The sequence below is a fragment of the Neobacillus piezotolerans genome (assembly GCF_003362805.1).
In the GTDB taxonomy this organism is placed as follows: Bacteria; Bacillota; Bacilli; order Bacillales; family Cytobacillaceae; genus Bacillus_D; species Bacillus_D piezotolerans.
Genome location: NZ_QNQT01000008.1, coordinates 1 through 18,836, shown reverse-complemented (window position 1 = coordinate 18,836; position 18,836 = coordinate 1). Strand labels below are relative to the sequence as shown.

The 18,836-nt window shown below is 40.9% G+C and carries 16 protein-coding genes, 1 pseudogene and 1 riboswitch; of the genes and pseudogenes, 4 read left to right on the top strand and 13 right to left on the bottom strand.

Annotated elements, in window-relative coordinates; translation table 11 throughout:
- Positions 1-61 precede the first annotated feature (61 nt).
- From DRW41_RS16105 to DRW41_RS23665, 3 genes are all read right to left on the bottom strand, one after another.
- Positions 62-622, bottom strand: coding sequence for a hypothetical protein (locus DRW41_RS16105; RefSeq protein WP_115453047.1), 561 nt, complete (start codon positions 620-622; stop codon positions 62-64).
- Between the two features lie 161 nt (positions 623-783).
- Entirely contained in the window at positions 784-1,929 is a 1,146-nt protein-coding gene (locus tag DRW41_RS16100; RefSeq protein WP_115453046.1) for a hypothetical protein, read from the bottom strand.
- Positions 1,930-2,143: 214 nt separating this feature from the next.
- A complete protein-coding gene (locus tag DRW41_RS23665; RefSeq protein WP_115453045.1) occupies positions 2,144-6,268 on the bottom strand; it encodes a S8 family serine peptidase in 4,125 nt (1,374 codons plus the stop codon).
- A gap of 647 nt (positions 6,269-6,915) precedes the next feature.
- Here DRW41_RS23665 and DRW41_RS16085 point away from each other — a divergent pair.
- Together DRW41_RS16085 and DRW41_RS16080 are read left to right on the top strand one after the other, a co-directional pair.
- On the top strand, positions 6,916-7,515 hold the full coding sequence (locus DRW41_RS16085) for a CBS domain-containing protein (protein WP_115453043.1): 600 nt from the start codon (positions 6,916-6,918) through the stop codon (positions 7,513-7,515).
- Between the two features lie 172 nt (positions 7,516-7,687).
- Positions 7,688-8,182 (top strand): VOC family protein, encoded by a 495-nt coding sequence (locus tag DRW41_RS16080; RefSeq protein WP_115453042.1) that lies wholly within the window; start codon positions 7,688-7,690, stop codon positions 8,180-8,182.
- 169 nt (positions 8,183-8,351) lie between these two features.
- Here DRW41_RS16080 and DRW41_RS16075 read toward each other — a convergent pair whose 3' ends face one another.
- The 8 genes and pseudogenes from DRW41_RS16075 to DRW41_RS16040 form a co-directional block, all read right to left on the bottom strand.
- Positions 8,352-8,912 carry a sugar O-acetyltransferase gene (locus DRW41_RS16075; RefSeq protein WP_115453041.1) on the bottom strand — a complete coding sequence of 187 codons (561 nt, stop codon included), beginning with the start codon at positions 8,910-8,912 and terminating at the stop codon, positions 8,352-8,354.
- A gap of 180 nt (positions 8,913-9,092) precedes the next feature.
- Positions 9,093-9,818 (bottom strand): 7-carboxy-7-deazaguanine synthase QueE, encoded by a 726-nt coding sequence (queE, locus tag DRW41_RS16070; protein ID WP_115453040.1) that lies wholly within the window; start codon positions 9,816-9,818, stop codon positions 9,093-9,095.
- Positions 9,811-10,293, bottom strand: coding sequence for a 6-carboxytetrahydropterin synthase QueD (gene queD / locus DRW41_RS16065; RefSeq protein ID WP_115453039.1), 483 nt, complete (start codon positions 10,291-10,293; stop codon positions 9,811-9,813). Before queD ends, queE begins: the two co-directional genes overlap by 8 nt.
- 2 nt (positions 10,294-10,295) lie before the next feature.
- Positions 10,296-10,964: pseudogene (gene queC / locus DRW41_RS16060) on the bottom strand (7-cyano-7-deazaguanine synthase QueC); the annotation flags it as partial.
- A gap of 44 nt (positions 10,965-11,008) precedes the next feature.
- A riboswitch (PreQ1 riboswitch) is annotated at positions 11,009-11,051 on the bottom strand.
- 265 nt (positions 11,052-11,316) lie between these two features.
- Positions 11,317-12,060, bottom strand: a complete 744-nt coding sequence (locus tag DRW41_RS16055) for an AAA family ATPase (protein ID WP_115453233.1) — start codon at positions 12,058-12,060, stop codon at positions 11,317-11,319.
- 264 nt (positions 12,061-12,324) lie between these two features.
- Complete coding sequence (locus DRW41_RS16050; RefSeq protein WP_115453038.1) at positions 12,325-12,879, bottom strand: hypothetical protein; 555 nt, start codon at positions 12,877-12,879, stop codon at positions 12,325-12,327.
- Between the two features lie 538 nt (positions 12,880-13,417).
- Positions 13,418-13,693 carry a hypothetical protein gene (locus DRW41_RS16045; protein WP_115453037.1) on the bottom strand — a complete coding sequence of 92 codons (276 nt, stop codon included), beginning with the start codon at positions 13,691-13,693 and terminating at the stop codon, positions 13,418-13,420.
- Positions 13,694-13,695: 2 nt separating this feature from the next.
- Positions 13,696-14,403, bottom strand: a complete 708-nt coding sequence (locus DRW41_RS16040; protein ID WP_115453036.1) for a pirin family protein — start codon at positions 14,401-14,403, stop codon at positions 13,696-13,698.
- A 380-nt stretch (positions 14,404-14,783) separates the two neighbouring features.
- Here DRW41_RS16040 and DRW41_RS16035 point away from each other — a divergent pair, with 380 nt between their 5' ends.
- A complete protein-coding gene (locus DRW41_RS16035) occupies positions 14,784-15,332 on the top strand; it encodes an NADPH-dependent FMN reductase (protein WP_115453035.1) in 549 nt (182 codons plus the stop codon).
- A gap of 254 nt (positions 15,333-15,586) precedes the next feature.
- On the opposite strand, the gene DRW41_RS16030 is transcribed toward DRW41_RS16035, so the two are convergent.
- Together DRW41_RS16030 and DRW41_RS16025 are read right to left on the bottom strand one after the other, a co-directional pair.
- The gene (locus DRW41_RS16030; protein WP_115453034.1) at positions 15,587-15,877 is read right to left on the bottom strand and encodes a hypothetical protein; all 291 of its coding nucleotides are present in this window, start codon (positions 15,875-15,877) and stop codon (positions 15,587-15,589) included.
- A 499-nt stretch (positions 15,878-16,376) separates the two neighbouring features.
- Complete coding sequence (locus DRW41_RS16025) at positions 16,377-18,296, bottom strand: 3'-5' exonuclease (protein WP_115453033.1); 1,920 nt, start codon at positions 18,294-18,296, stop codon at positions 16,377-16,379.
- Between the two features lie 197 nt (positions 18,297-18,493).
- Here DRW41_RS16025 and DRW41_RS16020 point away from each other — a divergent pair.
- Positions 18,494-18,836: ABC transporter ATP-binding protein (locus DRW41_RS16020; protein ID WP_115453032.1), on the top strand; the 343-nt coding region annotated here is incomplete at its 3' end.

The window sequence follows — 18,836 nt, the reverse complement described above, 5'->3', positions numbered from 1 at the left end:
CCTTACAATTATCCTTTTGTCCGTTTTAGTCTCTAAAAGGTTCCAGCGGTTTTAATTGCATCTATTCAACAGTGACCTTTATTGGGGAGTGATTTTCAATTTCTGCTACAAAATCCACTTCAGGTGCGGCAGATGTTCTGAAAAAGCATAGACTCCTTGTTGACATAACCTTGGTAGGTTTTGAAGGCAATTCCCCATTTTTATCATAATTGTACCATTCAACATTTATAATTCCGTATATGTGAAGCCGTTGTAAGTTGCTTTTAAATACTATTTTACTAATATCCTTGTAATAAAATTTATTAAATTCCCTCCGTGTAACTCGTTCATCATAATACCGCTTGGGACGATATACGACCAAATAATCATCATAGAACCGCAATTCAATTGGCGACGGCGCTCTTGTGCTACCCCCTGCTGAAAAAATTCCAATCACCAGTGAAATGAGCAGGATTTGCGTTGTCGCACTTAACTCTGAAAATAAATTATCTTGAAAAAGGATAGAGCCAATAAGCATTACTGCTATGATAATCAGTACGGGCAGTTTCAGTCTGCTTATTTTTTTGTTTTTTGGCACCAAAATATTTTCATTCGTTGATAAAACATAATTCGGCTGATCCATATTGTACCTCCATATATTAAATATTCCATATTCCGACAAATTTTCCTTCTCTGAATTTGTGCCATGTTCCCCGGTTTGAGGTTCAAAATGTTAATTTCCCTAAAGAAAAGGCATACGCATTGACGTATGCCTTTTTCCTTTAATATGTTTCAACGCAGCTTTTATTTGTAACTATATACATGATAATCCTTGTTAAAATAATTATTTTTAAATTCTATAAAAAATAATCCGTATTTAAAATTATCCGGATCAGGAGCACGTTCCCAAGTATAATTCTTGGGAATCATTGTTTTTCCTATAAGTTTTCCAGACTTATTGTATTTATTTACACTTACTGGTGCCGTAAGATTCAGGTAGTACATATTTTTGTTATTATCGATACTAATTATTAAATTCTCAACACCAAATCCTATTGCTGATGACGTTGCCTTGGGAATCACACTTTTTTCTGTCATTTTGTTGGAATCATACCATTCACATGTCAGTGCAGAGTTTCTCGTATCCTTATAAGTGATTAACAACTGTTCCTTTTCATTAAATAGTATCTGGCCTGTTTGATATGGATTTATTATTTGTTTACTGAATAATTCGTTTCCATTCACATCGTATACAACTATTATAGTATTCAGAAGTTTACCATGAGCTTGAAATACAACGGCAAGTTTCCCTTCCTTTGAGAATGAAGCACGAAGTAAATAATAATCCTCTGGAGGAGTCAATTCCCGTACTAGTTTATTATTTTTATAAATTGGATATCTTTTTTCCATGTTTCCGAATATCACATGGCCACTCGGACCGTAATAGGCGTAACCATTTGCCTTTGAAGACCAGATTGTCTTTCCGCTTTTTGTGTCGATGTTCATAATGAACCAGTTTTTCCCGTCATTCCCGTTTAAAAAAAGGCTTCCTTGGTCTAGTAAAGCGAGCTTTGCATACCCTGTAGGTACTTCCTTCCTCCATTTTTGCTTTCCTTTTACATCTAGAGAAACAATGTAGGTTTTTTTACTGCCAACTTTCCCGTTCTCCTCAATTAAATAAACTAAGCCATCTTTATGAATAACCGAACTATTTATATACGGTGACTTATATTTGTATAAAGTTTTTCCTTTTGAATTAACAAGTTCATATTCCTGATATGTACTAATTCCTTTAAACCCGTTTGGCCCTAGAGTAACATTCGCCGTATTCTTAGCTTTTGGTTTAGTCCAGGACTTCACTACAGAGTCCGGTAAAGAGGCAGCATCGGTACCACCCGCAAGGAAAATGCTGAAAATAAGGAAAATGACCAAAGAAATTTTGATTTTCATAATTTTAAATCCCCCTACTACAATCATTCTTTTTAATGATCGTATTCAACATTTTACCTTAAAAGGAAAATAGTTGTAAATCAGTATTTAGCAGACCGGATATCCTTAAATTCTCAAAAGGGATAACGGACTGCATTTTTACTATTACTAAGTGTGAAAAAAGATGCCCAGTCCCCTCTATTTGGGTGGGGACCAGGCATCCTTGGGGTTAATATTATTTCTTGCCGATTGTGTACGAAGCCTGCTTTTCAGCAACTTCTACGCCTTTATCATTGGTGCCTTTGAAGATGACTTTGTACGTTCCTTTTGCCGCGTTCTTATCAGGAGTGTACGTTTCTTTGTACGATTTTCCTGTCTGGGATTTCAGATTGATCGCGGAACCATCCGGCTTAACGATTTTTACTGTCCAAGTGATGGACTCGCTCGCTTCACCAGAGATGGAAACCGGCGTCTTAAAGCTGACATCCGTGTTCGGAGTTACGCTTACAGACTTAATTTCCGGCGCTGGTACTGGTTCTGGTTTTGGTTCTTCAGCCTTTGCTTCACGTTTAATCGTTACGGTCTTTGTCGTAGTTTTTCCCGACAGGTCAACCGCGCGGATTGTGAACGTATTGTCGCCTTCTTTCAGGCTTACCTCATGGCTGATAGTTTTTTCGTATGGCACCGCTTCAACCCAGGAACTTGGACCGGAGTTGAACAACACTTCGTCGTCATTCACATACATACGGATTGAATCGAAATTATCCCTCACCGTAATCTCGAGGTTTGCCTTATCAACAGGCAAGTCAACCCTTGTCGGAGCATTTACCTCCACAGTGGCAGGGGTTGTATCAACGAATACCGGACGCTTTACAATTTGCATTTCATTACCGGCCATATCAATGGCTTTAATCATAAAATCGTGTACGCCATCATTTTCAACAGTTACAGTTGTATCAAATCGATAGCGTACTTCGTCTACAGCACCGTTTTTCTCTGTTACTTTGTTAAAAGGTACGGAAATCCCATTCACAAAGATCTCTTTTACTCCAGACTCATCCAAAACATACCCGTTAACTGGAATAATCTTTGTTGTAAAAACAGATGCGTTGGCAGGATTGGACATCATAATAACCGGCGGAGCAGAATCAGCGCTATCCACGATTTTGGCTTCCTGAACAGCCATGTTATTGGCGTAATCATTCGCCACCACTTCCACCTTCGCATCTGCTGGCACATCTACATTGGTCATGCTGTATGTCTTTGCAGTTGGAAGAATAAGCGTTTTTTCAGGTAGGACGCTTTTGCCATTAACTCTTACATCATAGTATTGGATTCCAATGCCGCCATCATCGGTCGCTTCCCATGAAAGCTGCTTTTTGGCCGCATTGTAAACAGCATTTTGGAAAACCGGTTTTTTCGTATCAAGGACAAACGGGATCCTCTTCGTTTGCCACATTGCTTCCCTGTGCTGCATGTCGACACGCGCTTTTATTTCATAATAATACTTGCCGTCTGGAGCCAGTGCACCGTTTATCTTTCCATCCCAGCCACGGGCTAAGGTGTAAGAATATCGGCTAGAAGCTGCAAGGCTTCCATAATGCTTCCTCACATAAGCCTCATTTCGAATCGTACGGAGCTTATTTCCGTTTTCATCAAGAATGTTAAACTGCATATCCGCAGCGTTACGCAAGAAGCTCATGACGGGAACAATTGTTTCAAATACATTATCACCGTTTGGTGATAGAACAAGACGTTCAGCAGCATTTGTATATCCAACAAATGGGTCATTGCCGATATAGACGCCACGATTATCTACCATACCCGCGACCGGAGTTCCGCCGGCTGCATCCGTAAAGTAGAATTTGCTATCAATATAGCGCATTCCATCAAGGATGCTCGGGCGGTCCCACTGGCCGTAGAAACCGACATACGGTACGCCGAGGCTGACCTTTTGGCCATTCACATCGGTCAGGCGGACGAAGCCTTCAACGAAAATATCTTCTTTCAGGTCGAAGGTTGTCTTCGCACCTGTGGCTGTATAGCCAGGAATTTTTGCATTGTTTAAATCAATCCTTACTGGAATTTCAACGCTTCCGCCAGCAGGTACCGTTACAGTAGCAGGCGCTGTAACATTCGCGCCAGGCATTGGCTCTGCGCCTCTTAAGTGCGGATCGCCAGTCGTGGCGACTGCAGCGGACCAGTTTACATCACCGGATTCCAAACGCTGGATTGCGTCAGTCAGGACATCGACATTCACATTATAAGTGACAGCGCTATTCGAATCGTTGGTTGCTTTTACCTTGAAATCAACAACTTTGCTTGTAAAATCCCTCAGCTCCACTTTCGCTTCGTTCGTTGCCGGATTGACAACACGAACTGGTGTTAAAGTGGCATTGTAGATCTGCATCATACCCGCACCCTGGAGGCGAGGAGAATATGGCTGATCATTTACCCCAGTTGTAATTTTTGCCGTGTTCATTAAAAGAACCTTTGCTAGGCGCGTCTGCTGGCCAAGCGTCAGGTTTTTATAAAGCGGGCTCTTCTTAATGTACTCCATGACCAATGCGGACCCGCCTGATACATGTGGAGCAGCCATTGAAGTTCCACTCATGAAACCGTACTTGTTATCGTTTAACGTAGAATAAATATTTCCGCCAGGAGCCATAATTTCAGGCTTGATATCAAGGCTTGGCGTTGTTCCCCATGAAGAAAACTCTGTCGGGCGGCCGTTTTGTGGTGCCAGTTCGGACGTAACCACATTAAATTTCAGTGTTGTTTTTCCTTCATTATACAATTGCGTCAGTTGATCCCCTGTTGGTTTCGAAACCAACATGAATGGAATCGCAAATCCACCCTGGTCCCTGAACATTGTACCGCCAGTGCCAGCGTCCATAACAATAATGCCAGCTGCGCCTTGCTTACCTGCTTCTGTCGCCTTATCTGTTAATGCGGATGGCGTCCCGCCACGCATAACGGCAACAATTTTACCTTGAACATCAAGTCCGGCATAATCGGCAGCACTTCCGTTTTTAGTGCCAAGTGAAACAAAACCGTATTCCTTATTGCCAAGCTTCTTAATCCAATCATCACTTGAATAGCCAACGCCGCTCACTGCACTTTGTGACAAATTCAATCCATACTCATACCAAGTCTGCTTGTTGCCGGATGCCGCAACCTGGATTGAGTTGTAGGAAAGCCCAGGCGCGCCGACAACGCCGATATCCGGATTTTCGGCATATGGCGTTTTGTAACCGCGGCCGACGTGGCGGGAGTTCCCGGCGGATACGGAGCAGACGATTCCGTTATCAACCGCGCGAGTGATCGCCAGGTTGGCGGGATCATCAGCGGAATAGAACGATGCAACCGAGCCGAGGCTCATGTTTAATACATCGGCGCCAAGTTTGATTGCTTCGTCAATCGCCACGATATAAATATCGGAGAAAGTTGAAGCATAGTTCGGGTCGTTACTGAAAACCTTCATCGCGAGCAGTTGCGCTTCAGGCGCTACGCCTTTTACGCCGCCCTGCTCAGTGTTGCCGTTCGCCGCTACTGTACCGGCAACGTGCATCCCGTGGTTGGAACCTCCAGGAACCAAATCGCGGATTTCCTGGCTGCGGTCAAAGTAGTTGTATCCGTAAGGAACCTTATCCGAGAAAAACTTCCCTGGAAGGCTATGCTCTGCTATCGCGGCGTTTACCTTGGAAAGCGTCAGATCGGCTTTGTTTGCGTTGGTCAAAATCATGTCGCGGTGGGAAGGATCGATTCCGGAGTCGATAATCGCGACGACCATTCCTTCACCTTTAAACTTGCCTGTATTCCAGGCGCTGTACGACTGGATGAACTCATGGCTTGTCGTCATATCAGGCTCAACTACCGGGCGTTCGTACTCGTTTGCCAGGTAAACCTTATTGACTTCAGGCAGGCTCTCGATTTCCTTAATCTCACCGTATGTAACCTCGCCGCTAAAGCCGTTCATTACGGTAGTAAAATTATTTTTATAATTCATCTTGACCTTTTTATCGGCAAGTTTCTGTTTCACTTTTTGCTGCGCATTGGCAGCTTTGCTATTCAATGCTTTTTTATCTTCTTTTGAGAGACTCGAAAATTTAACTCCCTTTTTGGTCGCATACTCAATCGCGGATTCTTCCTTGAGTTCAACTACGACCCTTACTTTTTCATTGTCTGAAAAAGCGGGCTCATTTCCATCCGTCGGAGTGACGGATTCTTCCCCATTCTGCACAGCAGCCAATGCAGGGTTTACTTCCTCGGCGCCATTTTGCGGCGCGGCAAACGCAAAGCTGGAGAATGATAGTAGAAAAATAAGGAATAAACTAAAACTCTTTTTCATTCTTCGCATTAGGACTCTCCTTTTCTAATAATCTCTCTTTTTCAACCTTCCAAACCCCATACCTTTTAAAAAATAACCACCCCCTTTCCTGTCCTTCGATATTCCAACATTTATATTGTCAGAATAATCCGAATGTACCATGACCTTGTAAAATTATGTAAGTGTATTATGTACTAGCTTGAAAGTTTTTACTGTAAGCCTTTCTACCTCGCTTTCTTCCTTAAAATTCCACAATAGTTAAATAGGAGGCGCATTGGGATTCTGGAAGCCCTTTTGCAAAGGGGGTCGTCCGGAAAAATACCTATTTTTATACTTCGATCTATTGAAACCTCGATCGCAAAATACGGCTTGTACACTTCCGGTATGGAATATGAGGAATTTCCTATTAATCCTCATTATAGATAGTACGGCAGTCGAAGTATGTCTGTTCTTAATTGAGGTTATAAATTTCGATTGACAAGAAAGACGAGATTTCCATCCTCCCTGTCGATTTACGTTTCCAAGTTGCTTATGGTAAAAAGATAATTTGAAGCCATATGTTTTAAAAATTCAAAGTTTGTCCATATACCCATAGGGGAAAAAGGAGGTAATTTCTTTTTTCTGAAGAATATATATAGCTAGAAAGAGAAATTCATTGGGAATTAAGGAGGAATGGCATGAAAATTCAACAGTTCGTAATCGACAAGGAAGATGTAAGCTACCTTTCGGAAAAACATTCCATAGCGGAGGCGCTCGCTTTCCTGGATGAAACTGGATACCGCAGGGTGCCGGTTCTCGAATCAGGTACAAACCGGTTTTTGGGCAATGTCGAAAAAATTGATATTTTCGAATATTCAGGCGACAAAAATGATAGTGTATTGAAGATTATTAAAGAAGCGGATGGCTATGTACAGGGCGGGGATTCCTTCAGGACAATTTTTAAAAGCATTAAAAGGCTTCCTTACCTAGCAATCATTAACAAAGACGGGAAATTCGACGGCATCCTGACGCACGCGCAAATCATGGACCTCCTTGAGGATACATACAGCGACGGCATATCGCTGACAATCGGCCTGTTCGAACAAAACCATGCGATTGAGCGTATTTCCGCCATCGTCGGTAAACACACGAGCATCCTCTCGATGTTCACACTCGGCAGCAACCGCGCCGTCCGCCAAATCCATCTTTCCATTCCAAAAGAAACGCCAAAAGAAACCGTCAACCAGATCATCGAAGAACTCAACAACACCGGCGTCCGCGTAACCAATATCGAATAATGAAAAATGAGGCAGGGAACGTATCCCCTGCCTCATTTGTTTTATAAAAATTAATAAACATATGTAACTTTTTAAACATAGCAATTTAAAAGAAACCATGGCTCATTTTTTAAACTAAACTGTATTGTGAATAAACCTTCTAAAACGCTTGAATAGTAAGGAGGAAAAAATTATGAATAACAAAATCCAAAAAATCACCCCAAACTTGTGGTTCGATACACAAGCCGAACAGGCGGCAGAGTTGTATACTTCTATCTTTAAAAATTCGAAGATAGGAAGAATCACTCACCATGGCAAAAATGATCACGGGATACCAGAAGGAACCGTAATGACTGTGGAATTTCAACTTGACGGGCAAGAATTCGTAGCCTTAAATGGTGGTCCGTATTTCAAATTCACAGAGGCAATATCATTTATCGTAAACTGTGAAGATCAAGATGAATTGGACTATTTTTGGGAAAAACTCTCCGAAGGCGGAGATGAAAAGGCTCAAAACTGCGGTTGGCTAAAAGATAGGTATGGCGTGTCATGGCAAATTATTCCTTCCACTCTAACCGAGATGGTAAGCGACCCAGACCCAGAAAAATCAGAAAGAGTTATGAAAGCATTGCTCCAAACGAAGAATAAAATTAACATAAAAACTTTGATGCAAGCGTATGAGGGATAAAGTGCACTTTGCCGTTACAGACTTGGGGGAAGATCGTACCACGAGTCATTGATAACGGAAAACGTGGATTAAGAATTTACCGCCCTATGATTGATAGGGCGGTTTTTCTTTTGGCCAGAAATCAACAATTAAGGATAATAGAGCCTTTCTTTTAAGTCATAGATAGGGATCATTCTTCAATCCGCTTTATTATTTTCGCAGGATTCCCGCCTACTACTACATTATCCGGTACGTCTTTTGTAACAACCGCACCCGATGCGATTACAACGTTATTACCAATCGTCACTCCGGGGTTGATTACCGCACTTCCTCCAATCCATACATTGTTTCCAAAGGAAATCGGCTTTGCATATTCTTTTCCCGAATTACGTTCAGCTGGACTAAGCGGATGTGTTGCCGTATAGATTTGAACGCCAGGTCCAAGCATGCAGTTATCACCAAATCGCACTTCACACACATCTAAAATCGTGCAATCAAAATTTGCGTAAAAGTTTTCTCCTACATATGTATTGAAGCCATAATCAAATCGTATATTGGGTTCCATATAGATAGTTTCTCCAGTTGACCCAAGTAGCTCCTTCAATAGTTTAGTGCGTTTTTCTCCTTCAGTTTCTAAGGTTTGATTATAGAGTCTAACCTTGCATCTGGCTTCCTCGCGTTCCTTTACTAATACGGGGTCTGCAGGATTGTATAGTTCCCCAGCCAACATCTTTTCTTTTTCTTTTCTCATAAGAATCAGCTTCCTTCCTGATTTCCTGTTTTAAATGCCCGAAACGATCCTTTAATTATGAGATCAAGGGAGAGTCTTTGCAAACCATATAAATAATCTTCAACAAATTTATGAATATATGATTCAACATTCCGGCCCTTATATCTACCCTTATTCGTTCTTCATAAGACAGACTTCCTCTTAAACTCCCCGCTTGTTCGACCAAACTAAAGCATGCAGCTGCGGCAAAGGACGAACATTGTTCATATCAGGATCGTCCAATACCTTACCCCACAGCCAGTCCAGCGAGTGAAGAAGCCTGCTTGAAATATCCCCATCCTCACCAGGATTGCTATTTCCGACTGAAAGGAAGAATGGAATATTATGCTTCATGTAACGGTGATTTAACATCTTTGCATAATCAAAATCCACATCATCGAAAACAACAATTTTAAGCGAAAAATTCGACTTAAAATGAAATAATTTTAGAACTATATCATCTAAAAGCTCAAGGTCCGGTTTCATGCCGCTGCTAGGCGGTTTAGGGGAGATCGTTAAGTCGTCAACAAGATAAAACCAGTCCTGCCACTTGCTTCCCTGTGTCTCCAAACCTACTTCGATATTGGATTTATGGAGAAGTTCAATGAACTCTTTCATTGGCTCACCAATCAAAGCCGGGTTTCCGCCCGTAATCGTCACATGGTTGAAGTTATTCCCGCCAAGCTCCTTTAGTTTTTGAAAAACTTCCAAAGGAGTCATCATTCGTATTTTTTCTTTTTCCGAACCGTCCCATGTAAAAGCTGAATCACACCAGGAGCACTTGTAATCACAGCCAGCAGTGCGGACGAACATACTTTTGCGTCCCATCACCATCCCTTCTCCCTGAATGGTCGGGCCGAAGATTTCCATAACAGGTATCTTACTCAAGCTCCATCCACTCCCTTCTCGCTTCCGCATAGCTCGTCGGAGTTTCATAGAGGCGAACGAATTCGACCCGCGCGCCATCGTATTGAGTTGCTCGATCACCTTGTTGCAGTGCTTCAGCCATTTTTTCATAAATCCACACAACAATGTTTTCAGCTGTTGTATTCATCGGCGGCAGTGTTTCGTTCAAATATTTATGGTCAAGGAAAATCTCAATTTTATTTTTCCAAATTTCCTTTATGTCCCCGAAGTCAATCATCAATCCGCGGGCGTCAACAAAACCGCTGATTCCAAACACGACCTTGTACGTATGGCCGTGGAGGTTTTTGCATTTACCTTCGTACTCATGTAAATGATGGGCCGAATCGAAGGCGAACTCCTTGCTGACGAGGACCCGTTTTGAATGGTACTTCAATTGATCTCGCCTTATATCAACGTCAATTTTTTGCAATTTATCTACAATCCTGAATCCGTACATGCCTACAACCCCTGCCGTTCTGCCAGATAGTCATCAAGGCCTTTTTTCCTCAGCTTGCAGGCGGGGCACTCACCGCAGCCATCTGCGATGATTCCGTTATAGCAAGTCAGCGTCTTTTCACGGACAAACTCGAAAGCTCCAAGATTATCTGCGAGTTTCCATGTCTCCGCCTTGTTAAGCCACATCAACGGAGTGTGAATGACAAAGTTTTGATCCATTGATAAATTGAGAGTAACGTTAAGCGACTTCACAAACACATCTCGGCAGTCGGGATAGCCGCTGAAATCCGTTTCGCATACGCCTGTAACGATGTTCTTCGCCCCAATTTGGCTTGCAAGCACCCCGGCAAATGACATGAACAGCAAATTTCTGCCCGGCACAAATGTGTTCGGCAGGCCGCCGCCTTCCCCATCCTTCACTTCGATGTCTTCCCGGGTCAACGCATTCGGGGCGAGCTGGTTCAACAGGCTCATATCAAGGATATAATGCTCAATGCCAAGTTCCTTTGCAATATTTTTAGCACATTCAATTTCTGTAATATGCCGCTGGTTGTAGTCAAACGTAACAGCCGCGACTTCGGCAAATTGCTCCAGCGCCCAAAACAGGCAGGTTGTGCTGTCCTGTCCCCCACTGAATACTACTACCGCTTTTTCACTCTTCAACATTTTCTTTCTCCTTCCAACAAAAAAACAGCACGCCTAAAGAAAGCAGTGCTGTTTCCTTAGTTTTTTAAAGAGGGTAGCTAGAACCTCCACCGCAATTAAGCGGATTTTTATATTCGCGATTTGTTTATTATATATGAAAAAACGGATTAATGTATAGTGGGTTTGCAGTTTCCAAACATTTCTTAGAGAGCTGTTGAATGCTTTTCAAACTCTTACAGGTAGGATTTTCACGCTATACCGCGTAATAGTTAAAGGAGGCGCGGCATAGCAGAAGAAAGTGACCAAATTTATTCTGTATATTTTACGGAAGAAGTTAGCACTTGTTTAGATCAAATCCTTCAGAACCGTCACCATGTTATTATTCATCCTCATCATCTAAAAACAACTCTTCCAAGTACCTTTCCTTCCTATTTAAAAACCCCTTTGTGATTTGGTAATGTTCTGTATCTTCATACGTGATGCTTTCGATTGCATCGGCATCAAAACTGAAGATCTTTGCGTTTGGATAGCTCAGCAGAATCGGTGAATGCGTGGCGATTATAAATTGTGAATTGCCGCGACTCGCCAATTGATAAATAACCCTCATAAAAGCTAATTGGCGAGCTGGCGATAATGCTGCCTCGGGTTCATCCAATAGATAAATTCCCTCATCCGAAAAACGGTTTAAAAACAATGATACAAAGGATTCTCCATGGGATTGGTGGTGCAATGACCTGCCTCCATATGCTTTATAATTAAACGTAGGATCTTCCTCGGCTAGTTGATCGAGATGCGTGGCAAAATGATAAAAACTTTCAGCCCGTAAAAAGAAGCCTTGGCTGGTTTTGGGCAGCCAGGACAAACGAATGTAATTTCCTAAAGCAGCGTGGGATGACTCCACATCATAGAGATTGTTCAGTCCACCCCCCGCGGTATGAAACCCACACTGGTACGCAATTGACTCAAGCAAAGTAGATTTTCCAGAACCATTTTCCCCTACAAAAAATGTCACTTCACTATCCAATTCCAATACATCCATACCTCTTATAGCAGGAACAGTGAAAGGGTATTTATTAAAATCGGGAATGTCTTCTCGCAAAAGAGTAATTTTTCGTAAAAACAACATTGGGCAATTCTCCTTCAATTTCATACATGTGTTTATTGAAAGTCATGTGGAGACTAGTAATTATCGACTGTCTGTCAAAAATATTTATTCGTTCCGTGCTATATTCCTCGTCAACCTTTGCAGGGTCAGTTTCTACCGAGATGATAAATTAATAAATATATTTCACCGCATACCATTCCCATGTCGGTGTTTTCTCCCATTTTCCTTATTCATTTTCTTACCCCTATTATTAGGTCTTTCTTTACTATTCTAGGTATCGGTTTAAATATCCTTCAGATTCCTTCTTTGCCGAATCTCCACAATGAGAGAGTTTAGGGCGGGCCGAAAAATTTCCTCTGCCAATTCTTCCATCCAATGCTGTCCATTTGGTTTTTCGGAAAAAAGGCCCCCGCCTGAGAAATAAGGAGCAACGAAAAATTCATAGTCTTCCACCCTTACTTCGGCTGTACCTCGAGCAGCAACGATAACATACTGGCGGAAAAGCTCATCGTGTATGATTGTTAATGGTTCAGGTAGTTTTTCCTTCACTGCTTCTTCCCCCATCGTAAAAAGAGCATCAGTGGTCAAAGAATCAAAGTTCCTAAACAAAAAGCTTTCTCCCAATCCCCCGCCCAAAAAATCCATTTGTAAAATCGTATACATAACGAAATCAAGCCTTCGTTCCAATGCTGCCCAAAACCCGTCCGATTTCAGAAGATCATTCATAAGTTCCCCGCAATCCTTTAGGAAAGCCTTATTTCGAAGCAGATTAATAAAATCCGCCCTGCAACTCGGCCTATACTTGTCCGAGACCATCATCATCTTAATACCTCCCATTCAATTCCCTCCCTTTAGACACCTCCAACCATACATACGCTTATGAAAAAATGTCACGCTGCCAGCCGGGGACAGAACAGGAACAATTTTTTAAAAAAGCAACTGTTCACCAATCTGTCGCGACTGGCTACCCAATTATTGAAATTTTATTTAATCAGCGACCTTTTGCGAAATTCGCCACAATAAGAAGGAAATTCATGTAAAGGGTTTGAGGAGGAATAAAAAAGAGCCAATCAAATAGCTTGATCAGCTCTAAATAGATTCGTTTGGTTTCCTTTTTCCACGATTCAGCTGCTTCACCTAGTCTTAATTACAGCTCGGGAATCTTCAATCATTATTTCATCTTGGCCAGCTGTCACACTTCTTCAAGATCGGTTTCCGCCAGTCACAAACAGGATATGTAATAATCGCACCTCAATGAATCATTGATTTATAGGATAATAAAGCTTTCTACGACCCTGGATTCTTTGCATGTGCATTACCACTTACAAACTTGCAAAACGTGGGTATCCAATTACATAACACCTTTCAAGTTTTTTTAATTAACTGGATAGACTGATTTATGATCTGCAATAATTGTCATCGTAGAGTTCTTCTCATTAAACTCAACGTTTGCATTTGATGTATAATACCAAGTCTTCTGGTTTTTCCCGACATCAAAGAGGTTCAATTCGTCTTTAAATTTGATGATTTCTTTAGATTCCTCTTCGGAAATTTTGAAGGAAATGACCCACTTATCTTGTACTGAATGAATCTCATATTCATCCGTTTGATAAAAAAGTCTGCTTCCAATCGAATGGCGAATCAATAACATAATTAAACACCACCCAAATCTATCAATAAAAAGAAGGCTTCTTTTGTTGATTTTAAAGTAAGTTGGTTTTGTTCAGTTATGCGCGCACTGTCTCTTTTTCCAACGACAACATCGTTATCTAAAATTAGCTCCCCTTCAATCACAAAGACATACATCTTTCTTCCCTGTTCTTGTTGAAAGAAGATCTTTTCTCCCTCATCCAATTTGGATAAGTATAATGTAACATCACTATGAATTTTCGCTGCACCATTGGTTGGGATCGAAGAAACGATTGGCAACAATTTATTCTTCATTGAATCAACGTTATAAGAAATATCCTCATAAGAAGGAGGTAATTGCTTTTTGGAAGGTTTAAACCATAGCTGTAAAAAGCTTGCTTCCTCTTCTAAAGAAGGATTCATTTCAGAATGGAGCAAACCAGTTCCTGCAGTCATACGCTGCACATTTCCAAATTGTAATATCCCGCTGTTCCCAAGGCTATCTTCATGCTTTAACTGCCCATGCAATACAATCGATACAATTTCCGCTTCCCTATGTGGATGGATGCCAAATCCTTTACCGGCTTGTACTGTGTCATCATTAAAAACTCGAAGTGGACCAAATTGGATATTTTCCTCATCATAGTACTCACCAAAGGAAAAACTAAGATTACTCTCCAGCCAATCATTTTTTACAGAGTAACGAGATGCTGCCGAAAACCTCTGAATCATTTATCTCACTCCCAGATGTCTCAAATTAAAGATAAATATAGATGAAAAAACCCAAACTGTCAATTTGAACTTCCTATTCCAAATTCCGTATTAGCTAAAAAAACATAAGAATCCAGGCATTTAGCTGAAATATCATCAAAAATCTAACCTAAAATAATGTCCTGATTACAAAAATGATCTTTTCGCGTTTTGAAGGGTAATTTTAAATAGTGATTAACTATTATTTAAGTATACCTATTTATTTAAGAATGATAACCGTATTCCCTTTTTAGATTGCGAAGCATTTATTTTGCTAATATATCTTGAATTCAATACAATTATATTGAATTCAAGATAATTAGTTTGAATTCATTATTAAAAAAGAAGGATGGATGAATCGTATGACGAAAGTTGGCATCATTGTTGGAAGTCTTCGCAAAAATTCTTTTTCAAAGCAAGTTGCGGATAACGTAGCACCTTTATTCCCAGAAGGCTATGTTACTGAGTTTGTTGAAATTGGCCACCTGCCATTATTTAACCAGGATTTTGAAGGAGACCTAGGAACTCCTGAAGAATATACTGCATTCCGTAATACAGTCAAAGAATTGGACGCGGTATTATTCGTAACACCAGAATACAACCGTTCTATTCCAGCTGCATTAAAGAATGCGCTAGATGTAGCATCCCGCCCTTATGGCGAAAGTGTTTGGAGTGGAAAACCTGCAGCAATCATCAGCCAATCTCCAGGTGCTCTTGCTGGATTCGGTGCAAACCATCACCTACGCCAAGTACTTGCATTTTTAAATATGCCAGTGGTACAACAACCAGAAGCATATATCGGTTCCGTTCATGAATTGCTAGATGAAAATGGCAAGCTGAATGAAGGAACAACTGGATTCCTACAAGGCTTCGTTAATGAATTCGTTGAATTAATCAAGAAATATCAATAAGCTATAAAAAGTTGGAGTGCTGTGCAGGATATCCCCTGCCAAAACTCCAACTTTTTTTATTGCAAGTTAACTGCAATGGATTGCGCTTTAAACTCACAGCTTCACTAACTTCATAGTCCGTTATAATTTTAAACTATAAAATAATGTTTAGAATGTATAATGCGTTAAAATCACGGTAATTTAAAACTTGAAGCGGTTAAACAGACTATAATTCAAGTTTAAAGACTGAAACCTTGTGACTGTCCTTACTACTACTAATTATGCTTGTCAATTTCTTCTCCATATCTATTAATGAAATCGCTTATAGCATATAAGGCTAGGAAATTCTTAAATCCTTTCTTTTTTCCTGCGGCTATTTGATTTAAACTTTCATCAATTTCTTTAGGAAGATAGAACCCTACTACTTTAAATCCTTTCTCTTTAAGTGGTCTCTCATCAAGTCGATACTCATGATAGGCTTTATAAAATTTTTCAATCACTTCTTCATCAGTTTCAAGCTTCTCAAGCCATGCAATAATTTGTTGTTTTTTATTAATTTTTTCCACTATTTTTTTCTCTCCTATCTAACCACCTTGTCGCTCTATTCCAGCAAGGGGATTATAAAATTGAATGTATTAATGTTACTCAGGTTTCCTTTAGCAAAGAGTTTGTTATTTTTCCTTATGTTTGCTGTCATCAATTTATATACCCGACCCCGGCAAAATCATTCATACCATACAGACCTTCAATAAAACGATATTTTTCTACTGGAAAATATCGACGGGGGTTTTAAATGAAAGTTTACCTTGGCAAAGGGGTCTTGCGTTTGCCGGTAAAATCTTTGTCGTTGTGTGGTAAAAAAAGATTGCAGAGGTGGTACATTTGGGTGGCCGTAATCAGAGATACATAAAAAACGAATTCCAATTGAGGAATTCGTTTTTTTACCTATAGAATCTTTCTTCCTCTCTCCAGCATTCATCCCTAATAGAAGGCACGTTTTAATTGAAGAATACTGGATCTTTGCCTTGCTTTAACAGCCGAACCTAAAACGCGCTGACGGAAGGTTCATTTTATGTTAACTTTCTCGGCCTTTTGCTTAGAGCGTTCCAATAAAACGTTATCCAAATATTGGGTGAACTCTGAAGTACCGGAATACGAAAGGCACAAAAACTCCTTTGCCCTGGTCATGCCAATGTACAGCAACGATACCTCCCTTTCATGGTCATCCTCCAACGGAAATGGCATGGAATCCGTGTTGACGATGAACACTGCCCGGAAATCTAGCCCTTTGCTACTGTCGATTGTACTTATCTTGATCCGGCCGTCCTCTTTCTCAAAAGACCGCTTCGACTGCTCGTTTTCGGTTATCCAAAAATACGGCAGCCCGGCATCCTTTATAGACCTCTGAATTATGTCTATGATTGGAATCTTAGATGTCTTCTTTACCCGATAAAGGACAAGCATTTCATGGTAAGGTACTTTTCGTTCGTCATGTAGCTTTTTCATCTGGCGGGCAACAAGCTTCATTTCTTCATAGAAATTGTTCGCACGAATAATTCCCGGCTCCGGACCTTTGCGTTTCGTGCTTTGCGGAGCAATGATTTCCCCTTCCAACTCCCGATTTACAACTTTATTTTTAAGCATCGAATGTTTTCTGTAAAAGTCCCAGGCAAACTTGACGATTTGCGCAGTATTCCTGTAGTTAATGGACAGGATTTTCGATCTTCCCTGGAAACTGAGCCCTGTATCCTGGACATATGTGCGTTTCCGTTTGTAAATTTCCTGCGCACGGTCTTCCACCAGCAGCAACGATTGCGTCTGCTCATTAAGAAGGGAGCTGACCAGGCTAAGCCAATCCGCTTCAAAATCCTGCCCTTCGTCAATCAAAATGGCATCATAAGTTGGAAGAATGGCTTCTTTCCGTTTAATTTTCTCAATGAAATTCGGGATTTGCCCTTCTTTTATCTTCAAATCATTTTTCAGCCAGGCATGGAAATTCCGAACAACAATATTATGGTTTTTCACCGGATTCTCGACTTCCCCGCCTGTAAAGTTAAAGTCGAACAAATCTTCCGGCTCGTTTAGCATATGGGTAATCATCTGCTGGATGGCATTGGCCAACGAGATATTATAGCAAAGGATAAGAATCTTCCAGTCAGGATTCTGTTTTGAAAGCATTTTTGCCCGGCTTGCGAGAATGATCGTCTTCCCGCTTCCAGCTACGCCACGAATGAGTCTATTTTTATCCCCGAGCTGCTTGGCCAGGTTTTCCTGGTGGAGATCCATTGTCTTAATGTCATGCAGCGACAACAGCAATTGATCCTGATATGGAACTGGCGGCTTGAACTCCGCGCTGATTCGCACTTCCGGGAAAAGATAATAGCGGATTGCATCAATATCCTCTTTCGAGAGCGTATCCTTCAACCGGTAAGGCACGACAAACATATTCATGATCTTTTCCATCAAAATTTCTTCAGAAAATCCTTCCTTATCGGGATCAATCTCATCACGGTTTAAGCACAACTCCGGCTCTATAACGGAATAAAGGCCTTCCTCGACAAAATCCTTCGCGTACAGGCGCGTGAAAACAACCCCATATCCATACGGAAACTTCAAATTAAATTGATATTTCCCTTCTGTTTGGATGAGGCTCTTATCCTTTTTCAACACATCAACAACTTTAAAAACATTATCTCTTGCCTGCTTAATTGGGCTCTTAATTACCGCCTGGTCACCTGAAGTAGTCAAAATATGCCATTCCTCATGATTCAAGCGGAAAAGTGTATTCTTTGTGTAATCCTTCACTTCCAAAACAACCAAGCCCAAATCCGGCCCAATTATGACAAAATCTGGCCTCCGTCCATGAATCTCCGGCTCGAAATACACAATATAATCATCAGGCAAATATATTTTCAAAGTCCGGAACACAAGCCGCTCCCCTGCCGTCGCACTGCTCCGAATCGTTTCAGGTACAGTAATCGCCATGTCAACCGCCCCAACTCTAGCATTTTCTTACATTATACTACAATCGGCTTATTATATGCCCAGATATTTACATAATTAACGTTTTCCCACTAAAAAATATACAAATTTCTCCAAAAGGATTGTAATTTCCAGGCAAAAATCTAAAATAGGAATTAGCAAGTTCTTACATATTAATACAATGAAAGAGATGTGAAGAAATGCTAAAAGGTCTTTTCAATAAACTGTTTACCTCTACAGAAACTAAAACCGATCAACCCAAGAGCATAAGCCATCGGGAAGTAGAAGCCCTTGTAGAGGCAAAAATAAAAGAACATGCCGCTACTCTTGAAAAAAATTCATCACCAAACTTGCTCGCAGACCAGGAGGATTACTCCTTAACTGAAAAACAGATTGAATTCGCTCTTTCCCTCCTTAGTAAAATTAAAGAATATACTCTTGCTATGGATCCTACCAATCTGACACTCAAAGATTTAAACAAACTAATTGCGTACAATAGATTTAAAAATAAAGGCATCCTAGTAAACTTGGAGAAAAAGGGAG

Bases quoted from the DNA above. Each gene is read 5' to 3' on its own strand.
- DRW41_RS23665 (WP_115453045.1), bottom strand. From the start codon at position 6,268: ATGCGAAGAATGAAAAAGAGTTTTAGTTTATTCCTTATTTTTCTACTA.
- DRW41_RS16085 (WP_115453043.1), top strand. From the start codon at position 6,916: ATGAAAATTCAACAGTTCGTAATCGACAAGGAAGATGTAAGCTACCTT.
- DRW41_RS16035 (WP_115453035.1), top strand. From the start codon at position 14,784: ATGACGAAAGTTGGCATCATTGTTGGAAGTCTTCGCAAAAATTCTTTT.
- DRW41_RS16045 (WP_115453037.1), bottom strand. From the start codon at position 13,693: ATGTTATTGATTCGCCATTCGATTGGAAGCAGACTTTTTTATCAAACG.
- DRW41_RS16100 (WP_115453046.1), bottom strand. From the start codon at position 1,929: ATGAAAATCAAAATTTCTTTGGTCATTTTCCTTATTTTCAGCATTTTC.
- DRW41_RS16050 (WP_115453038.1), bottom strand. From the start codon at position 12,879: ATGGGAGGTATTAAGATGATGATGGTCTCGGACAAGTATAGGCCGAGT.
- DRW41_RS16105 (WP_115453047.1), bottom strand. From the start codon at position 622: ATGGATCAGCCGAATTATGTTTTATCAACGAATGAAAATATTTTGGTG.
- queD (WP_115453039.1), bottom strand. From the start codon at position 10,293: ATGTACGGATTCAGGATTGTAGATAAATTGCAAAAAATTGACGTTGAT.
- DRW41_RS16040 (WP_115453036.1), bottom strand. From the start codon at position 14,403: ATGATTCAGAGGTTTTCGGCAGCATCTCGTTACTCTGTAAAAAATGAT.
- DRW41_RS16075 (WP_115453041.1), bottom strand. From the start codon at position 8,912: ATGAGAAAAGAAAAAGAAAAGATGTTGGCTGGGGAACTATACAATCCT.
- DRW41_RS16080 (WP_115453042.1), top strand. From the start codon at position 7,688: ATGAATAACAAAATCCAAAAAATCACCCCAAACTTGTGGTTCGATACA.
- DRW41_RS16025 (WP_115453033.1), bottom strand. From the start codon at position 18,296: ATGGCGATTACTGTACCTGAAACGATTCGGAGCAGTGCGACGGCAGGG.